General features: G+C 43.6%; 15 protein-coding genes. 9 read left to right on the top strand and 6 right to left on the bottom strand.

Translation table 11 applies throughout. From position 1 onward, the window contains the following. Positions 1-447: 447 nt before the first annotated feature. A complete protein-coding gene (locus ACVBIO_RS12130; protein WP_447160715.1) occupies positions 448-903 on the bottom strand; it encodes a hypothetical protein in 456 nt (151 codons plus the stop codon). A gap of 368 nt (positions 904-1271) precedes the next feature. On the opposite strand from ACVBIO_RS12130, the gene ACVBIO_RS12125 reads away from it, so the two are divergent. Then, positions 1272-2810, top strand: coding sequence for a glutamate synthase-related protein (locus tag ACVBIO_RS12125; protein WP_447172717.1), 1539 nt, complete (start codon positions 1272-1274; stop codon positions 2808-2810). A gap of 126 nt (positions 2811-2936) precedes the next feature. On the opposite strand, the gene ACVBIO_RS12120 is transcribed toward ACVBIO_RS12125, so the two are convergent. Together ACVBIO_RS12120 and glnD are read right to left on the bottom strand one after the other, a co-directional pair. Beyond that, positions 2937-3527 (bottom strand): HAD-IB family hydrolase, encoded by a 591-nt coding sequence (locus ACVBIO_RS12120; RefSeq protein ID WP_447172716.1) that lies wholly within the window; start codon positions 3525-3527, stop codon positions 2937-2939. A gap of 107 nt (positions 3528-3634) precedes the next feature. Next, positions 3635-6208 carry a [protein-PII] uridylyltransferase gene (gene glnD, locus ACVBIO_RS12115; RefSeq protein WP_447160712.1) on the bottom strand — a complete coding sequence of 858 codons (2574 nt, stop codon included), beginning with the start codon at positions 6206-6208 and terminating at the stop codon, positions 3635-3637. Positions 6209-6623: 415 nt separating this feature from the next. Between glnD and ACVBIO_RS12110 the strand changes: the two genes are divergently transcribed. After that, positions 6624-7031 (top strand): hypothetical protein, encoded by a 408-nt coding sequence (locus ACVBIO_RS12110; RefSeq protein WP_447172715.1) that lies wholly within the window; start codon positions 6624-6626, stop codon positions 7029-7031. Between the two features lie 51 nt (positions 7032-7082). Here the strand turns inward: ACVBIO_RS12110 and ACVBIO_RS12105 are convergent, their stop codons facing one another. Beyond that, positions 7083-8138, bottom strand: a complete 1056-nt coding sequence (locus ACVBIO_RS12105) for a hypothetical protein (RefSeq protein ID WP_447160710.1) — start codon at positions 8136-8138, stop codon at positions 7083-7085. A gap of 277 nt (positions 8139-8415) precedes the next feature. On the opposite strand from ACVBIO_RS12105, the gene ppk1 reads away from it, so the two are divergent. Then, positions 8416-10548 carry a polyphosphate kinase 1 gene (ppk1, locus tag ACVBIO_RS12100; protein WP_447172714.1) on the top strand — a complete coding sequence of 711 codons (2133 nt, stop codon included), beginning with the start codon at positions 8416-8418 and terminating at the stop codon, positions 10546-10548. Between the two features lie 6 nt (positions 10549-10554). Beyond that, positions 10555-12042: a Ppx/GppA phosphatase family protein gene (locus ACVBIO_RS12095; protein ID WP_447170438.1), complete on the top strand. Its 1488-nt coding sequence runs from the start codon at positions 10555-10557 to the stop codon at positions 12040-12042. Between the two features lie 93 nt (positions 12043-12135). Here ACVBIO_RS12095 and ACVBIO_RS12090 read toward each other — a convergent pair whose 3' ends face one another. Then, positions 12136-13578, bottom strand: coding sequence for an MBL fold metallo-hydrolase RNA specificity domain-containing protein (locus ACVBIO_RS12090; protein ID WP_447160708.1), 1443 nt, complete (start codon positions 13576-13578; stop codon positions 12136-12138). 507 nt (positions 13579-14085) lie between these two features. Between ACVBIO_RS12090 and ACVBIO_RS12085 the strand changes: the two genes are divergently transcribed. Next, positions 14086-14328: a YdcH family protein gene (locus tag ACVBIO_RS12085; protein ID WP_447160707.1), complete on the top strand. Its 243-nt coding sequence runs from the start codon at positions 14086-14088 to the stop codon at positions 14326-14328. 161 nt (positions 14329-14489) lie between these two features. Here ACVBIO_RS12085 and ACVBIO_RS12080 read toward each other — a convergent pair whose 3' ends face one another. Beyond that, the gene (locus ACVBIO_RS12080) at positions 14490-16373 is read right to left on the bottom strand and encodes a beta strand repeat-containing protein (protein WP_447172713.1); all 1884 of its coding nucleotides are present in this window, start codon (positions 16371-16373) and stop codon (positions 14490-14492) included. 825 nt (positions 16374-17198) lie between these two features. Here ACVBIO_RS12080 and ACVBIO_RS12075 point away from each other — a divergent pair. From ACVBIO_RS12075 to yghU, 4 genes are all read left to right on the top strand, one after another. Beyond that, a complete protein-coding gene (locus ACVBIO_RS12075; protein ID WP_447172712.1) occupies positions 17199-18941 on the top strand; it encodes a leucine-rich repeat domain-containing protein in 1743 nt (580 codons plus the stop codon). Between the two features lie 307 nt (positions 18942-19248). Next, positions 19249-20328 carry a PepSY domain-containing protein gene (locus ACVBIO_RS12070; protein ID WP_447172711.1) on the top strand — a complete coding sequence of 360 codons (1080 nt, stop codon included), beginning with the start codon at positions 19249-19251 and terminating at the stop codon, positions 20326-20328. A 241-nt stretch (positions 20329-20569) separates the two neighbouring features. Next, positions 20570-22654, top strand: a complete 2085-nt coding sequence (locus tag ACVBIO_RS12065; protein ID WP_447172710.1) for a M13 family metallopeptidase — start codon at positions 20570-20572, stop codon at positions 22652-22654. 273 nt (positions 22655-22927) lie between these two features. After that, on the top strand, positions 22928-23785 hold the full coding sequence (yghU, locus tag ACVBIO_RS12060; protein ID WP_447163975.1) for a glutathione-dependent disulfide-bond oxidoreductase: 858 nt from the start codon (positions 22928-22930) through the stop codon (positions 23783-23785). Positions 23786-24001: the final 216 nt, after the last annotated feature.

The following is a 24001-nucleotide window of genomic DNA, read 5'->3' as shown; positions in this document are numbered from 1 at the left end:
TGACTTAGGTGAAATGACCTAAACCGGACTATGGCATCTATCTATCAATACAAGTTGAACTAGATAAGGTAGCGGTAATTTACACCAAAACTTGCAATTGGAATATAAAAATATTCACACAAAATAAAATAAATTTATTCACTAATCACACAACAAGTCGACAAGCCCCGATGCCCTGTAGCATAGGCTTTCAGGGCTTTTGGGTTATACGTATATGTAGCTATATAGAGCAGCGCTAAGCACGACTGACAGGGTCCAGAAAGTAGATGAATGCAGAGGCCGTTACCGGGAGCGCTACCGCCATGGATACTATGACGATGGATACTAGCGCTGAGACACAATTAATGACCTTGCCTTAACAGCGCAAAGTCATCAAAGGTCACCAAAAGACATCACTCAAAAAACATCATCAACCAGAGATACGCGAACGTTCGAGTCAATAGCAATTTATTGGCACTGACACACGGCAGACGCTCCACATGGATCAGCCTGAGCCACGGTGCACATGCCACTCGTATTGCCCGTCCCAACACACCAGGCATTACAATCAAATACATCAGGGTGACCGGTATCATCGGTATGACGGTGCAGCACATCTTTACCTGGGTTTGACTCCACCAGCAAGCCATTTTCAAGGCAGGCTTCTCCAAAGGTTCTTCCGTTTAAGTTACCTTCTATATCGGTAGCCACGTGACATCCAGCCACATCAGGGGCCACACCGTCGGTATCTTTCCACCAGGTTGTTTCACCGGCTATCCAATCTGTAGGTTTAAAAGCAAAGGTGCCCTTTGCCCCGGGCATATCTTTAGCGCCCTTAGAGGGAGCATCATAGTGCTCTTGAGCACTTAACATGGCACAAAAGAAAACACTGATGATGACTAGTAACTTTTTTAACTGGCTCATTTTGGTACCTTCATATAGAGCGACTCTATAAGGCTCTTTAGCTTTTCGCTAATCCTGCAAGTGGTAAAGAGTGGACTCTGAATAAGTAAAAGACTCAGCTAAAAAACTTAGTCGTGATTTATCAAATGTTCAAGCTGAGTTAACTGCGGGCCCAAGGCTTTAAATAGAAAGCTTTCTATTTAAAGCTTGAACTCCCCCCTTGAACAAGTGTGCTTAATCAAGAGCGCTGGCAGTCATCCTAATCCGCAAGCTAAGCCTTAATTCAAATCCATCAGCATGTTAAATACATCAAGTGAATAGATTTATGGCTATGCTTTAAGCAACTTTCGACGTCCAATTTTTAGTGGTGCACACCTTAAGGGGGGGAAATGAAACCTATCATTGCCGATAACAAACCAGCTAAAGTCACCCTAGTACAGGGAAAAGAGTACTACTTTTGTCGCTGCGGTCGCTCTAAAAGCCAGCCTTTTTGTGACGGTTCCCATGCTGGTACCGAGTTTACACCTCTGGCATTCACTGCTGATAACAACGAAGAAGCCTATCTGTGTCAGTGTAAATACAGTGCTAATCCGCCTCTTTGCGACGGCTCACATGAACAATTTGTTCAAGCCGATATAGGTAAACAAGGCCCTGAAGTCACTCTTATCAGCGACGCGCCTCCCCAGGCTACCAATACGCCAGCAGAGCCGACCCTTGAATATATCCACCTACTGGCACGAGAAGGCTTATCTAAAGTTGGCCGCCATGGCCCAATGACCGCGATGGGCGTACCACGCAACGAGCTCCCACACTGGGACGATTTACAATTGATGGTGGCACAAATGGCCACAAAACCTTTAATGGAAGACATAGAAGTATCAACCGAGCTCATCATTGGCCCACAGGCACGTAAACCACTTAAATTAGCCATCCCACTGTTTGTTTCTGATATGAGTTTTGGGGCCCTATCTGAGGAGGCCAAAATAGCACTCGCCCGTGGCGCTGAACTCGCAGGCACTGGGATCTGCTCTGGTGAGGGAGGGATGTTAGCGGAGGAGAAAGCCGAAAACTCGCGTTATTTCTATGAACTTGCCAGCGCAAAATTTGGCTATAAAGAAGCCTTGCTGAGCCAAGTGCAAAGCTTTCACTTTAAAGGCGGCCAAGGCGCAAAAACAGGTACTGGTGGCCACTTACCCGCGAGTAAAAATGTTGGAAAAATATCTGAAGTGCGTGGTTTACCTGAAGGCACTGATGCTATCTCGCCCCCTACCTTTACCGATCTTAAAAGTAGCGCTGACTTTAAGCGGTTTGCCGACCGTGTCCGAGAAGTATCGGGCGGTATTCCCATTGGCTTCAAGCTCAGCGCTAACCATATCGAACGCGATATTCAATTTGCTTTAGATGCCAGTGCCGATTACATCATACTTGACGGCCGAGGAGGCAGCACCGGAGCGGCACCTGACATTTTTCGCAACCATATCAGTGTGCCGACTATTCCTGCGATTGCTAGAGCAAGACGTTACCTTGAGCAGCAAGGTGAGAGTGGTCGAGTCACGTTAATTGCCACTGGCGGTATACGTACTCCCATCGACTTTGTCAAAGCGCTCGCCTTAGGCGCCGATGGTGTAGCAATATCAAATAGTGCAATACAATCAATTGGCTGTGTTGCCGCACGAATATGTAATACCAACAACTGCCCTTCTGGCATCGCGACTCAAAACCCTGAGCTTCGCAAAAGGCTTAACATTGATAAATCTGCCAAGCAATTACAGAATTTTTTTAACGCTTCGGTGCAACTTATGCAGGTCATGGCCCGCGCTTGTGGCCATGACGACTTGAGTCAGTTTAATAAGGACGATTTAGCCACATGGCATATTGAAATGGCTCGATTAACCGGGGTTGAATATTCCGGATTTATGGCGCCTTAACAGTCCACAGAGCACTATCCAAGACTTTAAAGTTCCATTAATGGTTAATACATTATTTTTAAAAGCCCTAGTGAGAAACTAGGGCTTTAATATTTACAACGTTGACAACTAACAAGAGTAGCCCCTTTACTGCTCCACTCCCCGCATATAGGCTTTATCAGCCAGCGCCAACATGGCTAAATCCTCTTTAGTGTCACCATAAGCATAAATGATATTGTACTGGCTTAAATCAAACTGTTTACTGACCTTGTCAGCTTTGACATGGCAACTGCAATCATCAGCACTGTAGTAGCCAGTATAGCGCTGTTCATGGTAGGCCATTTCGCTGCAGATAAGCTCAATATTCATCATCTGACACCAAGGTTTAAGGTAGAGATCTAGTGAGGCTGAGACGAGGACAATGGTCGCACCATCAGCTTGATGTTGCTTGAGGGTTTGCATTGCATCGAGTCGAATATGGCTGGGGATGATCTTATCTGCATAAACTTGCCCTATGGCCTCAACTTGCTGTTTATTGCGGCCAGCAAACGCAAAAAAACTCACAAACGGCCGAAGCCTTCTCGCAGGGATAATACCTAACTTGTATAGCAGATAAAGCGGTGACATAAATACCATGCCAAGCACTAATCGCACAGGCGTGGCAGAGTAAAGGATAAATTTGGTAAACATATCTTGTTGAGTCAAGGTGCCATCAAAATCAAACAAAACCAATTTCAAATCGTTCTCCTAACGCCTAACTCTTAATGCTTAATTAATGTCTAACATCTAACTCTTAACTCTAACCCTAGCCTTAACCACAAATTAATCAGGCATTTTAACTGAGGTTAGGCTATCTCTTCTTCAATAATATCCACGAGTTTTAACTGTTCATCATGACCAAAGGAACTGTTTTCTGCGTTAGAGACCAAAAATACATTTTCGGTACATTCCCCTAAGGTACTAATTTTCGCCGAGTGGATACTCAGGTTACGTTCAGATAATAGATTACAGATCTGCTCTAAATAAATAGGGTCATCTAAGGTATTTACCTTTAGTAGGGCTCTATTTTTCTTTGTGGTGTGCAGCACTGTTACGACAGGAGGACTATCGAAATTCTTCAATGCTCTTGGCGTCATGAGTTTTCTAGGTCTGTCTTTTTGGTCAATAGCGCGATAGATCCGCTTAACTATTTGCTCTAACCTTGGCTCATCATCAATAGGCTCATCTTTATGATCTAGCACCTTAATTATCTCCAATACTTGACCATTTTTAGTCTGCATCATCTGTGCATCTTTCACCTTAAGCTTCGAACTTGCTAACGTCTTAAACAGGTCAACAAACAGCTTAGGCCTATCCTCGGTATAAACAAAAATACTGGTAAAGCCGTTTTCACCATTTTTACCCACCAACACTCGAGTCGTGCCCGCTTCCCCCGCCAAAATACCTTGGCTTATCTCAATGATATCCACTAACGAATTACCACTAAAGAAGTTATTCGGTAAACTGTGCCAGAAGCGATTAAGGCGATCTTCCTCAACCCCCTGTTTTAGCAACTCAGCCTTGGCATCCGCCTGGTTTTCACGGATAACTGTTCGCACTTCGAATATATTTTCAATCCCCTGCTTTAACGTCTCACGAACCGCCATATACAGTTGAGTTAACTGGCTTTCTTGCCAGTCATTCCAGTAGCTTTCGTTGGTCGCCATCATATCGGCAATGGTAAACAAAAACAGTGCGTTTAGCTTACCCTCCGAGCCAATGGATTTAGCCAAGTGTTTTATAACATCAGGATCGCTAATATCTTGGGTTTGAATGGCACTAATGAGTACATCTTGATTCGCCACTAGCCAATAAATCAGCGCTGTGGTCGAGGCTTTAAGCAAATGTTCCTCGGCTAACTCTTTCGCTTGAATTGCACTTAATTCGCTGTTTTCAATCGCCTGCTTCCCAGATAGGTGATGACAGAGTGTGGCAAATACCAGTGCGAATCGATTACCAATATTTTGATAAATACTATAGGTAAGGCTGTTTTTCTTATTGAGGGCAAAGCTATCGATATATTGGATCGCTTTAAAGGTGTGCTCATCCACAGTAAAAGCGTTATGCATGTCAAACTGCATCTGACCTTCAATAGCATGCCACTGTGAGCAATACGCAGCGAGTACGCCGTAACGGTGCATTAAACCTAAACATTTACGCAGTCCCTTAGGGTGCGCCAAAATCGCTAAAAACTCTTCACGACACCCTTGATAATCTTGTAACTCACCCAATAAACCACGGCGAGTTTGCCTAAGTAATCTAAGGGTTTGCGGCGCAATGCCATCAATATTATCGTTCTCAGCAATAAGCTTGAACATCCGCATCACTTGGCGTTTATCAATAAACGCCTGAGTAAACTTAACCTCAATCAGTCCGTTACAAACACTGAAGTATTTATCAATTGATTGCAGATTGCCGCGCTCGGTTTCGTTTAGCGTATCAAGCTTAAATGAGTCACAGATAATTTGATTTAACTCTCGCACACGCGTCATGGCTCTAAAGAGTTGACGCATCATACGTTCGATCGCCAACTGGCTATTATCGCCTTGGCCAAACTGCATAAACTCGGCCACACCTGCTTGATGCTCAAATAACAAAACATCCTGCGCCGATTGTGTCACGCAGTGAAGCGCCCATCTAACACGGCAGATGAAGTCATACGCTTCGAGCAGCTCATACACTTCATCTTGCTGTAAAAAGCCTATGGTTTTAAGGGCGTTGGCATTAGCCAATGAGAAATGCTTTTGCGCAATCCACATGATCGTATGCACATCGCGCAATCCACCGGGGTTATTCTTAAGATTGGGCTCTAAATAAAGTGCGGTGTTTAGCGCTTTATTGTGCCTTAATTGCTGCTCAGCCATTTTAGCATCGTAGAAAGACAGGCTGGTCCATAGCTGATTTTGATAAAGCTGCTCTTTAATGGTTTGCGCATGTTTTTTGGCGCCAACTAAACAGCGGATATCGAGCAGGTTGGTGGCAATGGTAATATCTGAGCGGGCTGATTCTGTCGATTCAGAGAGTGTTCTAACGGTTTGGCCTATATCTAAACCAAAATCCCAGAGGCGGGTGAGAAAAAGTGATAATTGTTCTTGCTGATGTGGGGTCAGTTCTTGCTCGACAATAATGGCTAAATCGATATCAGACCTTGGATGCAGTGCCCTTCGACCATATCCTCCCACCGCATTAAGCGACATAGAGGTATTATGCAGGTTGTACATCTTCCATAATGCAACCAACATTTCGTCTATATGCTTAGCGCGCCTCTTAAGTAGAGTTTGCACAGGCAGCGTTAAAAACTGCTCGTTAAGCTTTTCGTCGAAGGTTTTTATATGAAACTTCAACTCCGAGAGAGAATTCAGTTCCACTATATTAGACATAATAAGGTACTTTCCTATTCGCTATATAACCACTGGTTTATACCTTAAGACACCAAGGTAGATGACAACATTCAACGTGCTATTTAGTTCGCTGAAAACATGATTTGACTGGATTAATCGCGACACAACCATAACAATTACAGGACTTTTTTTCAACAAATCACAGATTTAGCTAGCGTTACCTAGCAAGATAAGCCTACCTTTATCAACAAAAATGAATAGCCGTTGCAATAACATTGTGAAAGTATTTTCGCTAACCCACCGTCATTCCCCCTCTATAACCGCCTTGAATAATAAAGAGTTAATCATATTTACCGGTTAGTGCTAATAGAGTAATCTGTAGCGTTAAACAGACAAGACTCGCGTTATCAACGCCTCTAAATATTGCACGAAAATAACAGACTAAGGCGCATCAATGAAACAGAAAATAGTATTAGTGAAGAGCTATTTTGCCAAGATTGAAACCGATAAGCGTGAGGAGATGTGGGCCGCGAAGCCGAAAACATCTGACTTTGAATATTCAACCTGTAAGATTGATAACGAACGCCTCAATGATGATCTGCAACAAGCTATCGAAGCCTTGAATAATGATGGCTTTAAAGTGCAGCAGATAACCCCTGTAACGTCTGGAGATTATGTCTTTAAAGATCACTTCAGCGACCCTCACCTACTCGGTAATGGCGTCAGCACTGAAGGTGGCTATGGCTATGGATTTTCCTATACCGATAGTCTTATTATCTTGGCAGAGCAGCTAACAACCCCAGTCCTACAGGCTGAGATAAAAACCGAGCCTAGCATCAAAGCGGTTATTGGTGTCGATTAATACTGTTAGCCAATAACAATAATGGCAAAGTTAATCCCAGTAGCAGTAATGCTACACATTCTGGAACAGCACTTCGAGAGAAAATGTAAGGATGAATTGATTGATACGCTCTGAAAACTCATCCTCTTTACTCCAATTATATTCAGGAGTGATCGAATAGAATAGCCAATCCCTGGCAACATTCTGCCGATAAGTGAGGCTGACACTGGCATTTTTCACATAATGATAAGGCTCATTAACGCCATAAATGCTGGCTTGGTAACTTAGCGCTTGTTTATTATTGATGTATTGATACAGCTTGGCACTTGAACCAAACTCCCAACCATTACCACGACTCTCGTACTGTGCTACCGCACTCCAGCGCCCCACAAATGTTTCGTTAAAAGCATGCTCAACATCAAATTCAGTCGACTCCCCCGTCACCTTTTTCTCCTGATAAAGCTTCTGAGTTAACCGAGTCACTGTACTGTCAGAAATGGGATAAGTGTAGCGCCAACGCGCTTCTACTTTAGGTTTAAAGTTAGCCTTAATATTAAAACTGACACGATCTTTAGCGTACCAGTCGTACCTCAGTCCAATGTCTCTTTCATTTTTGTCATTTGGAGATTTAATAAACGCAAAAGGGTCATCTTCGCCTGTTGAGTCCAAAATAAGCTTTACACGTTTAGTGACACCGGGTAAATGCAATCTAGCGTTAAGGTTAGCCCGATACTTAAACCCTTCTTTTTCATAATAAGAAAAGTCGTTATACCAGCGCACTATAGTGCCAGCTCTAGCATCCTCTTCGACGCGCTCATCCACAAAAAAGCTATCAAACCAAATAGCAGGCTGACAAAACTTAGTATTGAGGTAATCAAAAGCCCTATCGATTGTGCCTTCCATCTGCGACTGGCTATAGCAAGGATCGTCTTCAGCACTAAGAGACGACGGATCTTCATCCTGGCTCTGATCATTCGTTTCGGCCTGAGTATCCCTCTTTGTAGTATCAGCCTGAGTATCACTCTTGGCAGTATTAGCCTCTGCCCCCCGTATTTCAGAGGCATGTACCGGGACAAATAAGCTGTGATAACACGCTAAAGCCAGAGGGAAGAATAATCGCTTATACAACAAGTATGGTACTCAAAACATGAAAGAAATGTTTCGCAAGAGTATCACTCATCACATCGGCTTTACATCTGGATTTTCAACCTTAACCCGCGAATATGACCAATAAGTTGCACCATGCTGCACTAACAATAGTTTTGCTCACCTATGGCGTATTTAAATAAAAGTGTCATACAAGCTCAATAAACTGGCGTTATATGGAGTAAGAATCTATCTAGCAGGATGCGCTAGCGCGATTAGCTCAACGATGTATTTAAGCTGAATCAAAATAGGATAGGCAGTGTCTTCAATCAATCCAGATTTATTTATCGACAAAGAACTTTCTTGGTTATCTTTCAACGAACGGGTATTACAAGAAGCGTGTGATAAGGCTGTTCCGCTAATCGAAAGGGTCAGATTCTTAGGGATCTACTCCAGTAATATGGACGAATTTTTCAAAGTCAGAGTGGCAGCGGTGAGGCGTGAAATATTACTCGCTTACCCCAACGCATCAGATAAAAACCAGAAGCTGATGAATAAGATCCAAGATAAAGTGCTTAAGCTTCAGGAGCATTTCGATGACACTTATCATGCCTTGATGAAAGCCCTTGCACGAGAAAACATCTTCTTGATTAATGAGAAACAGCTCAGTGACTTTCATAGTGCCTGGCTAAATAAATACTTTAAAGATCAGCTTATTCGTCACATCGCCCCACTTATCATCACCAAGCAGAATAAGCTTATTAACCATATTGATGATGACTCGACTTACCTTTGCACAAGCTTGCAAAAGGGAGAGGTGAGTCGCTATGCATTTGTAAAAATCCCCAATACCAACTTACCTCGCTTTATTGAGCTTCCCCATGAAAAATCAAGTAAGAATAGACATTTTATCTTACTAGACAATATCATTCGCCACTGTATCGACCAGCTGTTCCAGCCTTTCTTTGACTACGACAGCATCCAGGTCTATTCAATGAAAATGACCCGAGATGCAGACTTTGATATTACTGAGGAACTTGAAAAAACTCAGTTAGAACAAATGAGTAATGCCATTCGCAAGCGTTTACAGGCACAACCCGTAAGACTGGTTTTTGACCGAAACATGCCAAGCTCTATGCTAAAGATGTTAAAACGAAGCTTAAGCATCAGCTCAACCGAATGCTTAGTGCCTGGCGGGCGTTACCACAGCTTTAAAGACTTTATCGACTTTCCGGTATCGAGTCGACGCAAGCATAGCTATGAGACCCTTAGCGCCATCGAAAGTAGCCAATTCAATGCTTTCAACAACTGTTTTGACGCCATAAATCACAGCGATATTGCACTGAACTACCCGTATCATAAATTCTCTCACTTTACTGAGTTGGTGCGTCAAGCCGCATTCGATCCGGCTGTACATTCAATTAAGATTAACCTTTATCGCGTCGCCAAAAACAGCCACATCATGCAGTCTCTTATCGATGCTGTACAAAACGGCAAGCAAGTGACTGCGGTTATCGAACTCAGAGCCCGCTTTGATGAACAATCCAATATCGATTGGACCAAACGCTTAGCAGAGGCTGGCGTTAAGGTGCATCACGGGATCCCGAGCCTAAAAGTACACTCAAAACTTTGCCTGATCAGCCGTAAAGAAAACGACAAAACTCGGCTATACGCTCATATTGGTTCAGGCAACTTTAATGAAGGTACTGCGCGTTTTTATACTGATTTCTCACTGTTTACTGCTAACCAAGCCATTGCCCGAGAGGTTAAGCATGTCTTTGATCTACTTAAGCGTCCCTATCAGCGAGATTACTTTGATCACTTAATCGTATCGCCCTTTAATTCAAGGCAGCAATGGCTCAACCTTATCGATGATGAAATTGATAACGCTAAGCTGAGCAAGCCCGCGGCTATCACGCTGAAGCTAAACAATTTAGTCGATAAAGTCATGGTCGAAAAGCTGTATCAGGCCTCTCAAGCAGGTGTGATCATTAAGCTGATTATTCGCGGCATGTGCATACTCATTCCGCAACTTGCTGGAGTCAGTAGTAATATCGAGGTGTACAGTATTGTTGATCGCTATTTAGAGCATTCTCGCGTGATGCTATTTCATGCCAATGGTGAACAGAAACTCTTTTTAGGCTCATCTGACTGGATGACTCGCAACCTTGACGAGCGAGTTGAAGTTTGTACGCCAATTTACAGCCAGGCGCTCAAAAAGATGATTATCGATATCATCCATATCCAGCTAAGTGATAACACTAAATCTCGTATAGTCGATCAAGAGCAAAGTAATCAATACCGCTCCCGCGGTAATAGAAAAAAGGTACGTAGCCAAATGGCTATTCATCAATATTTACAACGCTACGAAGCAACTCAAGCACAAATACTAGCGAACTCTCCTGCGCCATTTGTTTATTGGCAAACTGACACCATACAAAAGAAGGCTTAATAGAACGTGGCCCCACAAGACAACTCAGTCCATTTTGTTGCTATCGATATGGGCTCTAATAGCTTTCACTTAGTGATTGCAAGAGAGCAAGACGGCACGATTCAGATCTTACATAAAGAAAAGCGCCAGGTTCAGCTCGCTGAAGGTATTGCAGACAACGGCCAGCTAGATCAGCAAGCCATTGAGCGCGGCCTCACTTGTTTAACTGAATTTCATCAGCGCTTTTCAGGACTAGAACAACCCAGAGTGCGTCTGGTGGCAACCCATGCCCTTAGAGTCGCTAAGAATGCCCGCCAGTTTATTAAGGCCGCCTATAAGATCATCCCCTACTCGATAGAGATTGTATCGGGCCATGAAGAGGCGAGATTGATCTACAGTGGGATCAGCAATAGCCAAAGCCTGCAAACACGCAATTTGGTTATCGATATTGGCGGTGGTTCGACCGAGGTTGTGATAGGCAAGCAAACAAAAGCCACAGCATTAGCCAGCCTCAAATGTGGCTGCGTGAGTTATAACAAGCGCTTTTTTTCTTCTGGCGTACTCGACAAAGCCAGCTTCAAGGCCGCACAGACTTCAGCCGATAAGCAGTTTTCTTTACTACCCAATGCCTATTTTAAGGGAAACTGGCAATTAGTGCTCGGAAGCTCAGGCAGTGTCAAAGCGATATATGAAGCGATAAATCACCAACAAGAAACACCGACTGACATTACATTAGAACGCTTAATTACGCTCAAACAATATCTGTTAGATGCACGTCATATCGATAATATAAACCTGCCCAATCTTGACCCCAAACGCATTGCGCTACTGCCTGCTGGTCTGTGTATATTGATCAGTTTTTTCAAACGCCTCGCCATAGATACCATGCAAGTTGCCCAAGGGGCTTTACGTGAGGGGATCTTGTACGAGCTGGCACAAATAGGCCAACAAAAAAGCATTAAGCAGCGCACCGTTACCAGCTTGGCACAGCTCTATCATGCCGATCCTGTCCAGGCGAGTAATGTCAGTCACTCTATCAATCATCTATTTGAGCAAGTCAGCGAGGACTGGCAGATTTCGCCTTACCTTTGGTTGCTAGAAAGCGGAGCCGAACTACACGAGATAGGCATCCATATTAACTCACGATCCCATCATAAACATGGTGGCTATATTATTGAAAATAGCGATCTTCCGGGTTTTAGTCAGCATCAACAGACCCTGCTCGCACTACTTGTGTTAAACCATAGAAAACGCATCAATCAAAATAGAGTTGAGCTACTGGAGCCAGAAGATAAATTACTCATAACCAGGTTACTCGTTATCTTTCGAATAGCTATCGTGGTTAACTTAGGACGGATTAGCACTCAACCGGTACAGTTGAAAATGGCTGTTAAAGATAACCATGTTATATTAATCATCCCTGACATGCCTGATGAAGAAAAACTGCTATTGAGTCGAGATTTAGCGGTTGAGCAATCGAAGATCGCCAAACTAGGCATTAAGCTTCACTTTTAACCCCAGAGAAACACCCTGTGAAGCGTAATAAAAAGTAACAACATAAAGAGCGGCCCTAAGGCTGCTCTTAGCTATCGATTGTTAAAGCTATTGTTATTGCGTTAACCAAACAAACTTAGGCAGTTGCGTGAGATCTAAACAGTTTCCCTGCTCAGCTATCGCACTGTGAGTTGGCGCATTGTGCGCATCTTCATTAAGTGCAGCCAACAACGCTTGCTGCGATTCACTCTCGCCATGCACCAGCACAAGAGGCGGCGAGTCGTTAAAATGTCGATACCAGCGCAGCAGTTCAGCCTGATCAGCATGAGCCGATAACCCACCAATCGTATGTAGCCTCGCTGCAACATTAATACTTTGGCCGCTGATGGTTAAACTTGTCGCACCATCGACTAACAATCGTCCTGGCGTCCCCTGCGCTTGATAGCCACAAATAATCACATCAGACTGACTATTAGCTAGGTTATGCTCTAAATGACAACGAATACGACCACCGTTACACATACCACTGCCCGCGATAATAATCAGTCCTTGGTGAATATGGTTGAGCTCCATTGACTCTTCAGTGGAATCGATAAAATCCACATTCGATAGTAACGGGTGCTTACCGGGCGATAAGCGGGTGAAGCGCTTAAAATCCTCATCCATTAAGTTATAATTCTCGACATAGATCTTGGTCGCTTTTATTGCCATAGGGCTATCGAGACAAATACGCCAGTGAGACAGATCCCACTCTTTGGCGTAGAGGTGAAACAGATAGAGCAACTCCTGGGCTCGGCCAACTGAAAATGCAGGCAGTAAAATATTGCCACGGCTCTGCTCTATGGTACGTGCAAATATTGATTTAAGCTCTTCTAGCGTATCGTCCCAACTACGGTGTAACCTGTTACCGTAAGTGCTTTCCATCAATACCAAATCCGCCGTATCGATTAAACTTGGGTCATCTAATATCGGCATGCCTTCACGGCCAAGATCGCCGCTAAAGACGAGTTTTTTAGTCGCCTCGCCCTCACCTAGCCAAAGTTCCACCACAGCGGAGCCTAAAATATGTCCCGCATCAGACAAACACACCTTAAGCTGTGGGATCACTTGCGCTTTCTCGCCATAATCGAGCGCCACAAACTGCTGCATAACACGGTCAACGTCGCCATCATCGAATAACGGCTCTAATAAAGGTAAATCATTCCTTGCACGCTTCTTGTTGAGTCTCTCTATATCTCTGGCTTGGAGCATGGCGGCGTCTCTGAGCATTACCGCACAAAGCTCTACCGTCGCCTTATGGCTATATATAGGCCCAGTAAAGCCTGACTTTACCAGTAAGGGCAGCCGCCCAGAGTGATCGATGTGGGCGTGGCTTAATACCACCGCTTGGATCTGTGACGGCGTGAAAGCAAAAGGGTCATGATTTCGTAACACATCAGCCTTACTGCCCTGGATCAGGCCGCAATCGAGCAACACTTGCTGACCATCAATATTGAGTAGGTGACAAGAGCCTGTCACCTCTTGCGCTGCGCCAAGAAAAGAGAGAGTCATCTGCATAGCAATCTTCCTTATAAAGGCACCGTCCCCCTTTGGGTTACTTCAATATGGGGTGAGTCAACTCTGGTGCTTATCATTAAAAGATAAACCCTTAAGCTGATCCCGACTAGTTGGAGATCAAAATAAAGGAGCTTTAAAATCCACTGCCTTTATGACAATCATCAATGCCAAGGCTTTAAAGTCAGTTGACGCCAAAATTAAAGCTAAGGTTGTCAAGGTCATGGCCTGTAAATGTTACTTGTTCTATCGAGAATAGCTGCTTGGTTAACGACACAATCCGTACAATCGAATAAGTGTAATCGAGAGAACCAAGCCAGCTCAATAAGTAAGTTGTAACGTAAAATAGGCTGCAAATATCGCCCAGATTTTAGGTAAGATGAGCAGTTGTTACGTAAGCTTAATTGTGAAAGAAGTATTAAACCTCAACAAGTAACCTTGAAATTAATCCTACGATTAGCTTTACTTAGCTTTGTAACAATACTGTCCATTAACGATTTAGGGGTTGATATGTTAGGCGAAAACCACTCAATAATGCATGAGTTTCCTGAGTACCAAGATATCATTGTTAAGCTTTGCCAAACCGATGAAGCTTTTGCTAAAGATACCAAGCACTACAATGCGCTAGATAAAGAGATCCGCGAACTTGAATTAAGAGGCGCGCCTATTGATGACGACGCCATGAATCAACTGAAGCATGATAGAGCAGAGTTAAAAGACTCACTGTTTCATCGCCTCAACACCAACTCTTGATTAGCTAACACTTAATCAGCCAAAGCTAAACCAATTAAGGCTTAATCAACTAAGGCTTAATCAACTATGGCTTAATCAGCTAATGTGAGTCAGCAAGTTCTGAGTCATTAGCTGACAACAAAAAGGGAGCCGAAGCTCCCTTTTTTAGTCATTGTTATTCATTACTGAGGCATGCTGCCTTGAATAATTGTCGCACTATTATGACTGCCCGTTGACGTTACAATGGCAGTGTTCTGTACATTATATTGAGTCACAGAAACATGGTTACCTACGCCACCATAAACATGCACATCAGTAACATGAGACTCACCCGTTTGAGCAACAGTGATATCATTTTGCTCTCCCCACCATGATTCAACCGATGCCTCGTTGAAGTCACCTTGCTGAGAGATATCTACAGTAGACTGATCATGTGCTGCATCAGCATAAACGCGGTTACCCGTGCCGTCTTGAGAAACCATAAGGATATTATCAGCTCCCCAAGTACCCGCTCCAACGGTGTCACCATAACCACTTGGTGTATTACCACCGCCCATGATGACGTTATGAGTACCTTGCTGGTCAATCGTTATTTGGCTACCGCTACCAAAGCGCGTACCAGCAGCTGCAAGGTTACCTAGACCATTTTGATTGATGCTAATGCTGTTACCGTAGCTGTCGTCTGCTTGTTCTACTACAGCAGTGTTGCTTTCGCCAAGTTGAGTAATGATGGCTGAATCACCGTCACCCAATTGGCTAACTGTTGCTGCATTACCGTTACCCGCAGTGCTGCCACTCTGAGTTAGTGAAAGCTGGTTATTCATACCACCTTGAGTCACATTTGCAACGTTCGATTCATCAAACTGAGTAATAATTGCAGATTGCACAGTACCAGTTTGATTAACTGTCGCGCTGTTGCCAAAATCTTGCTGGTTTAACGAAACAACACTTAAATCACTTGCTTGAGTGATGCTAGCGCTTTGGCCTGCACCTGACTGATTCACTGTTGCCTGGTTTTCATTACCAATTTGATCAATCGATGCGGACTGTGAAGTCCCCGCATCCGCAGTTTGATTGACATAGATGTTGTTAAGGTTACCAGTTTGGCTAGCGCTTAACGTATTACCTAAATGCTCTGAACCCGCTTGATTAGCAAAAAGGCCGTTACCATTGCCTGTTTGTGTTGCGGTTACACTGTCTTTAGCTTGTTGGTTAATAAAGCCTTGGTTGTTATTACCAATTTGCGCAAGGCTAGCACTCGCCTCGCTGCCAGTTTGCACTAGACTCGCAATGTTAAAGTCACCCGTTTGAGTCACATCGGCAGTGGAGTGAGTCGCTGTCTGGCTAATATAACCATTGTTACCCACGCCATTTTGATTAAGGATTGCAGAAGTTGTATCAGATTTCGTTTTCCAATCATCAACATTGGTAAATTGGTCAATCACACCAGTATTAGCACTGCCCGTTTGATTTAGCTCTGCAGTAGCATAATCAGCATCACCTTGTTGAATGGTTGCGTTATTACCGCCACCCACATTTTGAGTAATGGTCGCACTTGCATGATCTGTTGCCATGTTATTGATAAATGCTGTATCACCAGAGCCGTTCTGAGTAATGCTTGATAGCGAGCCATCGGCACTGTCTTGGAAAATAGTCGCGTTGTTGGTATCACCATTTTGAGTGATGATTGCAGTCGCTTCTTCCTGCGTACCACGTTGCTGTCTAATGCTTGATACGTTCGCGTTACCCGTGGTGTCGATTGTTGCCGTTGAGGTGCTGATCTCGTCATTCTGCTCAATGTTTGCTTGGTTGCCTTGACCGACTTGGTCGATATCAGCCGTTGCATTTGCCGTTTCAGTTTGTGAAACAGAAGCTTGGTTTGCACTACCGTTCTGATCCACTGTCGTAGTATTGTTCACACTTTCGTTGGCTTGCAAAACATATGCTTGGTTACTGTCACCATTTTGAGTTACATCTGCGTTATTTTTGTTGCTTCCCGTCGCATAAGCGCTTGTCGATGCAAAAATAGCTGATGAGACCAGCAGTGCAATTTTAGTGTATTTCATATCCCTATACCTTTCCCTAAATTAACAATTTTGAGGTAACAGACCGAGCCCGCTTACCACGACAAGGAGCAATTGCAATAATATAAACTCCAAAAAACAATTCTGAGTACTCGGCTGACAGCAAAAGATAGTCACTAGCTCGCAACAGGGGTAACCAGAATGTCGCCACAGATTATGCTTAGAGAAAAGCGTCCTTGAATCCGCTCAAAGTATTAAGCCAAACTAGCCTAAAGTTGTAAAAATCTCCCACACATAGACTTAACTACTAGTTATTTCGAGGGGAAGCAACCAGCCTTCATAGCATTAAAAACTAATAAAAATCCGATACCAAACACTATTAACCAAACAGTGTCAAAATAACGCCCCGCAGAAGTGTATAACGTATCCAAAGTGACAGTTGCCCCTATATTCTATTTTGGTGAATATGGCCGCGACTCCAAAAGTAAAATCAGCTACATGTGTTCAAAAAACTTCAGTTCTAACGTCACATCCTCTCGTGCTAATTGCTATGAATATACTAACTTGATTAGCTTGACTAGCTGCAAAGCTCGATAGTATTTAAGCCTATAAACTGAAGCCCTATTAGTCATTACATCGGGCTATGGGGAGGTTCGGTAAATTTTTATTTAATTGCCTAGCTTGCTCAAGATCAAAGTATTAACCTTCTAATGTCACCACTTCCCAAAAGTCATTGAAACATAAAGCCATTATCAATATATTCAGCACCAAAATTGTCAGTAAATCGATTGAATATAGCGTAAAAAACTCGAATTAGAGGTACAGACAATAAACTGACCCAGTATTTGGAATAAGGATAAGCAACAAATGACATCATTGAAGTTAACCGCAGGCTTACTGGCATCAAGCCTGTTAGCCTTAAGCGGCTGCGCCCTAACACAAGCTCCAAAGCAAGTCAGCGAGGTTCAATTTACCGACCCACAATTTGCACAATGCGTTCAACAAAACGGCATCACGGAACTGGCCAAAATCACCCAACTTAGCTGTAATAGTCAGCAAATAACCAACGTAGACGAAATTAGGTTTATGCCTGCTCTGACAGCATTAGTGTTGCTGGATAATCAAATCAGCCACATTGATGTCAGTCATCTAGAGCAACTTGATAGGCTTATCGTAGGTAATAACCAGCTTACTGATATTGATCTGTCTAACAACCCATTACTCATTGCACTCAATATTTCAGGCAATAACATTACCACTGTCGATGTGAGTGAAAACCCACAGCTTATAAGCCTTTATGCCTATAAATTACCACTGACTCAAATTGATACTTCTACGCTACCAAAACTAAGAGATTTAGGCTTAAGCCGCCATCAGCTGACCGAGATTGACCTGTCTCATAATCCTGAATTACAGACATTAAATCTATCGGTTGGCACCTTGAGTAAAATAGATCTGTCCCATAACCCTAAACTTAATCACCTTTACCTACCGAGCAATCAACTTACCGCGCTGGATCTCGAACACAACCCTGATCTCAGAGTTGTTGCGGTCAGAAATAACCAGCTCAAGCAATTGGATTTAAGCCAAAATCCACGCTTAATAAAAGTCAAAGCCGATTACAACCAGATTGATGATATGACATTGAGCCCTGCCGCACCTTTAATTGAACTAGAGCTCAACAATAACCGCATCACAGAGTTAGACATTTCAGCCTTTAACAAACTGAATAAGCTCGTTGCATTTAATAACCCGCTACAAAGTTTGATACTTGATCCGCAATATCATCCTAAAATGCTATCGATAGAAGGCACACCGGTTTCAATCGCCAATAACGCCTTAAATCAACAGGATATCTCAAACCTATTATCGCCCCGAGTCAGTATTATTGAAGCCGGTACCATTACCCAGAATGGGGCTCAATATGATGTCAATTCCAGTCAATTAGTGATGCCGACACTTGGCCAATATATCGGTTATCGTTACGCGGTTAATTTACCTAAAGATGCCTCAGGTAAAGTCGATTCTCACCTTGCCAAGCAAAACCAATTTCCCATTACAGTTCGCATGACTCACCCAAAGATTGTCGACCCTAAAAGTGGTAAAGGCTTCACCACCTCAAGCTGGACGGACACCATGTTCAAGCACGACCGTAATCTGGCGATGTGGTATTTCGGCGACGCCCATGAGTTAGTCACTGGGCGATGGACACTTGAAATTCTTTATCGCGATTCAGTGGTCTCCAAAAAGTCTTTCATGTTGGTGAATATGGATGAAAAAAACGTGCTAAAAGGCGGGAAGAATAAGGCTGTTGAGCAAGCCTTAACGCTAGAGAAGTTAATCACTCAAGGTGAGTATTACCTTTGCAATCAGGATAAATACCAGCGTTGTTTAGGTTTTAAAGATGCCAAAAGCTGCGCAATTAAACTGCAGCCTTTTAAATCTCAATGCTTGAAGGACGCATTAACTGCGGTTAAACAACAATCAGCACTCCCAATGAACGATCAGTTAAAAGAGTTCTTTAGTCATTACATCGCCTGTATGGGCAGTCAATACATCACCACTACCGAGCTTGATCCGCAGCATGTCGGTAGCTGCTTAAAGCGTTAAAAACACGCATTAAAAAATAACCATTGTCGTTATAAGTAGAAGCCCTACCGCTCCCTAATGAAAGAAAACCCGCACCTAGCGGGTTTTCTTTATATCTAGCTATATCTATCAACATATATACCTATCATGCACCTTTACACTTCTTTAATTGCAGTTGATAGTGAGATTGATTATCATTCACGACAGTTTAATTGCCGTAGCCTGTTTACTTAACCTATTAAAAAATAATTTTACACAGGTTTGCTACGTTAAAACCCTTTCAGGGTCTTTTGGCAAAATGTGCCTAGACCGATTCGAGAATATCAATATGAATGTAGTACCTTTTTTAAAGTGGTTTCATAATTGGGTAGGTTTTTTTATCAGTATTACCATGCTGATTGTACTGACTACCGGTGTCTATCTTGGTAGCGTCGACATGTATAAAAGGCTTGATGATAAAGGTCAGCAATATGCGTCGCTATCTATTGAGCAAAAAGCTCATACCGTTGAAACCTTATTTGACCGTTATCCAGCAATGAGCACCGTTCGCTTTCCAACAGAGCACAGCCCTTATATTCAAGCTGCAACTCGCGGAAAAACCATCGCATTAGATAACCAACTTAATGAGCTTTCTATCAGCTCATTTGGTGACATTCCGGGTTATGCCACTGTATTTTGGCTACACCGTAACTTCTTATTAGAAGACTTTGGCGGCAAGTACATTAATGCTTGGGCATCCCTGCTTGGCGGCGTGGTCACACTTGTCGGTATCTATCTTTGGTGGCGAGTACGTAAGGGCTTTAGATTGAAACAGAGTATTCCAACAAATACCCGTTCAAGCAGCTTAGTTAAGAGCCATATCCAGCTAGGCCTGTTTATCTCTGTACCGCTGCTTATCTTGTGCATTAGTGGTTTTTTAATTACTTACAAGAGTTTGTGGACCGGAGCACTTAAGCAACCAGCAACTGAAATGGTCTACCCGATTAGCCAAGCAAACAACTGGCAGAGTCAGCTACAAACAGCGCAAGATTTATGGCCAGAATCACACTTAGTCGCGATTAGTAAACCAAGAGTTAAAAAGGGAGAAACACCGACAGAGCTTAACTACAGTATACGTTTTGATAGTCATAGTGGTGTTTGGCTGCGTGAAGCCGACCGTATAACAATGAGCTTCGAGCAAGGTGTGATTAAAGACGCGATAAAGCACAGCGATAGACCGCTTTCAGGCCAAGTGGCAAGTTTTGTTAGACCACTGCATGACGCTTTAAACATGCCGCTCAGCTACTCCTTGTTTATTACCACTGTATCGCTGGTTGGTAGCTTAATCTTAATGTTCAGCGCAGTAACTTTCTATCGCCGTATATTTAAAAAGAGCACCAAACGTATTAATCGAGAAGTAACGGCATAGGTTTGTCACCGCTTAATTTACATTAAAAATAGCAGCCACTTGGCTGCTATTTTTATATCAGTAAAGCTAGGTGTCTTCGCATTCAGTCCTTCACTCAAACTTATTAACAATTCAAATGTTGACATTTTATGGCAATTCTACAAGATAGCTTGGTTAACAATAATAAAAAGTTTATTGCAAAATCATAATAAGAACCGTTACAAAAACGATAAAAACTATTGGCAAGGAAGAGATTAACATAATGAAAAAGTCCCTTATCGCAATGGCCCTAGCAACCTCCTTTTTGGGTGGCTGTGGCACGTCAGATGTAAATAACGAACCCCAAGCAAAAGTGACTGAAGCTGAAGTCACTAACACTGCTAACAATAAAGCAGAACTCGGGAGCTTTGGTGTCGATCTCAGCGCGCGTAACGAAGCCGTAAATCCAGGCGATGACTTCTTTATGTATGCTAGCGGCACATGGTACGACAACTATGTAATGCCAGCTGACAAAACCCGCTTTGGCGCCTTTACCGGTCTTGCTGAGCGCAGTGAAAAACAGGTTAAAGAGATCATCGATGATATCGCTAGCCGCACTGACCTTAATGCCGAAGAACAGCTAATCGCCGATTTTTACCAGTCATACATGGATACTGATACGATTAATAAACTCGGTATCACCCCTATCCAGAGCACGCTAGAGCAAATCAGTGCGATTAAGTCTACTGACGATTTAACTAAAGTATTTGGTCAAGCTTGGTTAACGGGCGCCACCTCCCCAATATCTGGTGGCATGTGGTTTAACCGTCTTGATCCAAACCAGTATGAAATGTCTATTGGTGCCGGTGGCTTAGGCTTACCCGATCGCTCTTACTACCTAGAAGACGCCGAGCGTTTCGTTAAAATCCGTGAAGCTTACGTCAATCATATTGCTGAAATGCTGGCCTTTGCTGGTATAAAAGATGGTCAAGCACGTGCAACCGCTATTCTTGCACTAGAGACTAAGATGGCTGAAGGCCAATGGCCACGTGAGAAGCGCCGTAACCGCGACCTAACACTGAACCAAGTGAAGCGCGCTGATTTAGCAAAAGACTACCCAGGATTTGATTGGGATGTTTATTTTGAACAAACTGGCTACCAAGTACCACAGCTAAATATCTCTCAGCCAGATCCTGTCAAAGCGATGATTGATCTCGTTAATACGCAACCTCTGAATGTATGGCAGGATTACCTGACCTTCCACACAGTCAGTAACAATGCTGGTCTTTTATCAGAAGATATTTACGCGGCCAACTTTGGTTTTTATGGTAAAACTCTAAGCGGTCAAGAAGAGCCTCGTCCACGCTGGAAACGCGCGGTATCAGAGATGTCAGGCACTCAGTCACTCGGCTTTGCTATCGGCAAGGTGTATGTGGCGCGTTACTTCCCAGAGTCATCTAAGCAACAAATGGCAGAGCTGGTTGAAAACCTGCGTACCGCTATGGGTGAGCGTATTGACGGCCTAGACTGGATGGGCGCCGAAACTAAAGTTAATGCTCATGCTAAACTTGCGGCATTTAATCCAAAAATTGGTTACCCAGATGTGTGGCAAGAGTTTGATGGTTTAGCGCTCACCAACAAAGACCTCGTAGGCAATATTCAAAATCTGCGCCAGTACTTCAATGCTGATAGCGTCGCTAAAGAGCTTAAGAAAACTGACCGTAACCGTTGGGGTATGACACCACAGCGCGTTAATGCCTATTACAACAGCTCGTTTAATGAAATTGTTTTCCCAGCTGCAATTCTACAACCGCCATTTTTCGATCCCAATGCAGACCCTGCCGTAAACTATGGTGGTATTGGCGCGGTTATCGGTCATGAAATGGGTCACGGTTTTGATGACCAAGGTTCAAAGTCTGACGCTAACGGGATCCAACGTAACTGGTGGACAGATGCTGACCGTGCTGCATTTGAAGCCAAAGCCGATCAGCTTGCCGCGCAATACAGTAAGTATGAACCAATCCCAGAAAATTTCGTCAACGGCCGTAACAGCCTAGGTGAAAACATTGGTGATGTTGGTGGTTTATCAATGGCTTACCATGCATACAAGTTGAGCCTAAACGGTAAAGAAGCTCCTGTGATTGATGGTGTAACTGGTGATCAGCGTTTCTTCCTTGCTTGGGCACAAGTATGGAAAGAAAAACGTACTGAACAAAGCATGCTAAACCAGCTACGTGCAGGCACTCATGCTCCGGGCCGCTACCGCGCTCAAGCACCACGTAACCACGATGCTTGGTACAAAGCATTTGACGTAAAACCGGGTGACGAGCTGTATCTACCAGAAGATCAGCGCGTACGCATTTGGTAATGGGCTAACTCACACTTTAACAAGTCCACTGAAGTTAAAGTAAGTTAAGTTCTCCCTTAAATGCCAGTCAGTCACCTGACTGGCATTTTTTATTCCTCATCGCTCTCAATCAGATTAAACGGTTATATTCATAACTCGATTTTAAGGGTTTAAAAAAGAGCAACTGACCCGATATCTATACTGTTAACACAAAGCAATCAATGTCGCTCGGCGCTAACAACAAATGCAGTTAACAATTGTCGTTAACAGAGCTAATACCTATTAGGACAGAACATGACAAACCCATACACACCAGCAAAAGTTTGGACCATGGATAATGAAAATGGCGGCGAGTGGGCCAGCATCAACCGCCCAGACTCTGGTCCAAGACATAAACACGTATTAGCCAAAGGTAAACATCCGCTGCAGCTGCATTCACTGGCGACACCTAATGGCCAAAAAGTCACGATTATGCTAGAAGAGTTACTCGCCAAAGGCGTGACTGGGGCTGAGTATGATGCCTATCTAATTAACATCGGCGAAGGCGATCAGTTCGGTTCAGGCTTTGTCGATATCAATCCAAACTCTAAAATCCCCGCCCTTATCGATACCACAGAGACAAAGCCAATTCGTGTGTTTGAGTCGGGTAATATTTTGCTTTATTTAGCCGAAAAATTTGGCTACTTTTTACCAACAGAGCTGGCGGCTAAAACCGAGGTCATGAACTGGTTATTCTGGTTACAAGGTTCTGCACCTTACCTTGGCGGCGGCTTTGGCCATTTCTATGCTTACGCACCAGAAAAGTTCGAGTACCCGATTAACCGTTTCAGTATGGAGGCTAAGCGCCAACTTGACGTGCTCGATAAACAACTCGCCAATAACGAATTCATTGGCGGTAATGAATACAGTATTGCCGACATCGCAATATGGCCTTGGTACGGCAATTTAGTGCTTGGCAACTTATACGATGCCGCCGAATTTTTAGATGTTGCCAGCTACCCTAACCTACAGCGCTGGGCTAAACAGATTGAACAGCGCCAAGGCGTGCAGCGTGGCCGTATCGTTAACCGCTCATGGGGTGAGGAGTGGGAGCAATTAGCTGAGCGTCATAGCGCCGCAGACATTGACGCCGTGTTAGCAAAGCAGCCTTAACGCTAAGTTAATAACTTGCTTAAGGACCTGCTTAAGGGCTTGCTTAATTACTAAGTTAAAGCTTGAGCTAAGGGCTGAGCTTAAGAAAAAAAGGCGGCGGGTCACATCGCATTCGGCGCCTTTTTGCATCTGCAAGCGAGGGCTTCCACTAGCGTCTCATCCCCTATGCAGTCACTATTAGACTGTCACACTTAGGCAATCATTCTTAGACTGTCA

The organism is Shewanella sp. 0m-8 (assembly GCF_052977265.1).
This window is presented reverse-complemented; position numbering and strand designations above follow the sequence as displayed.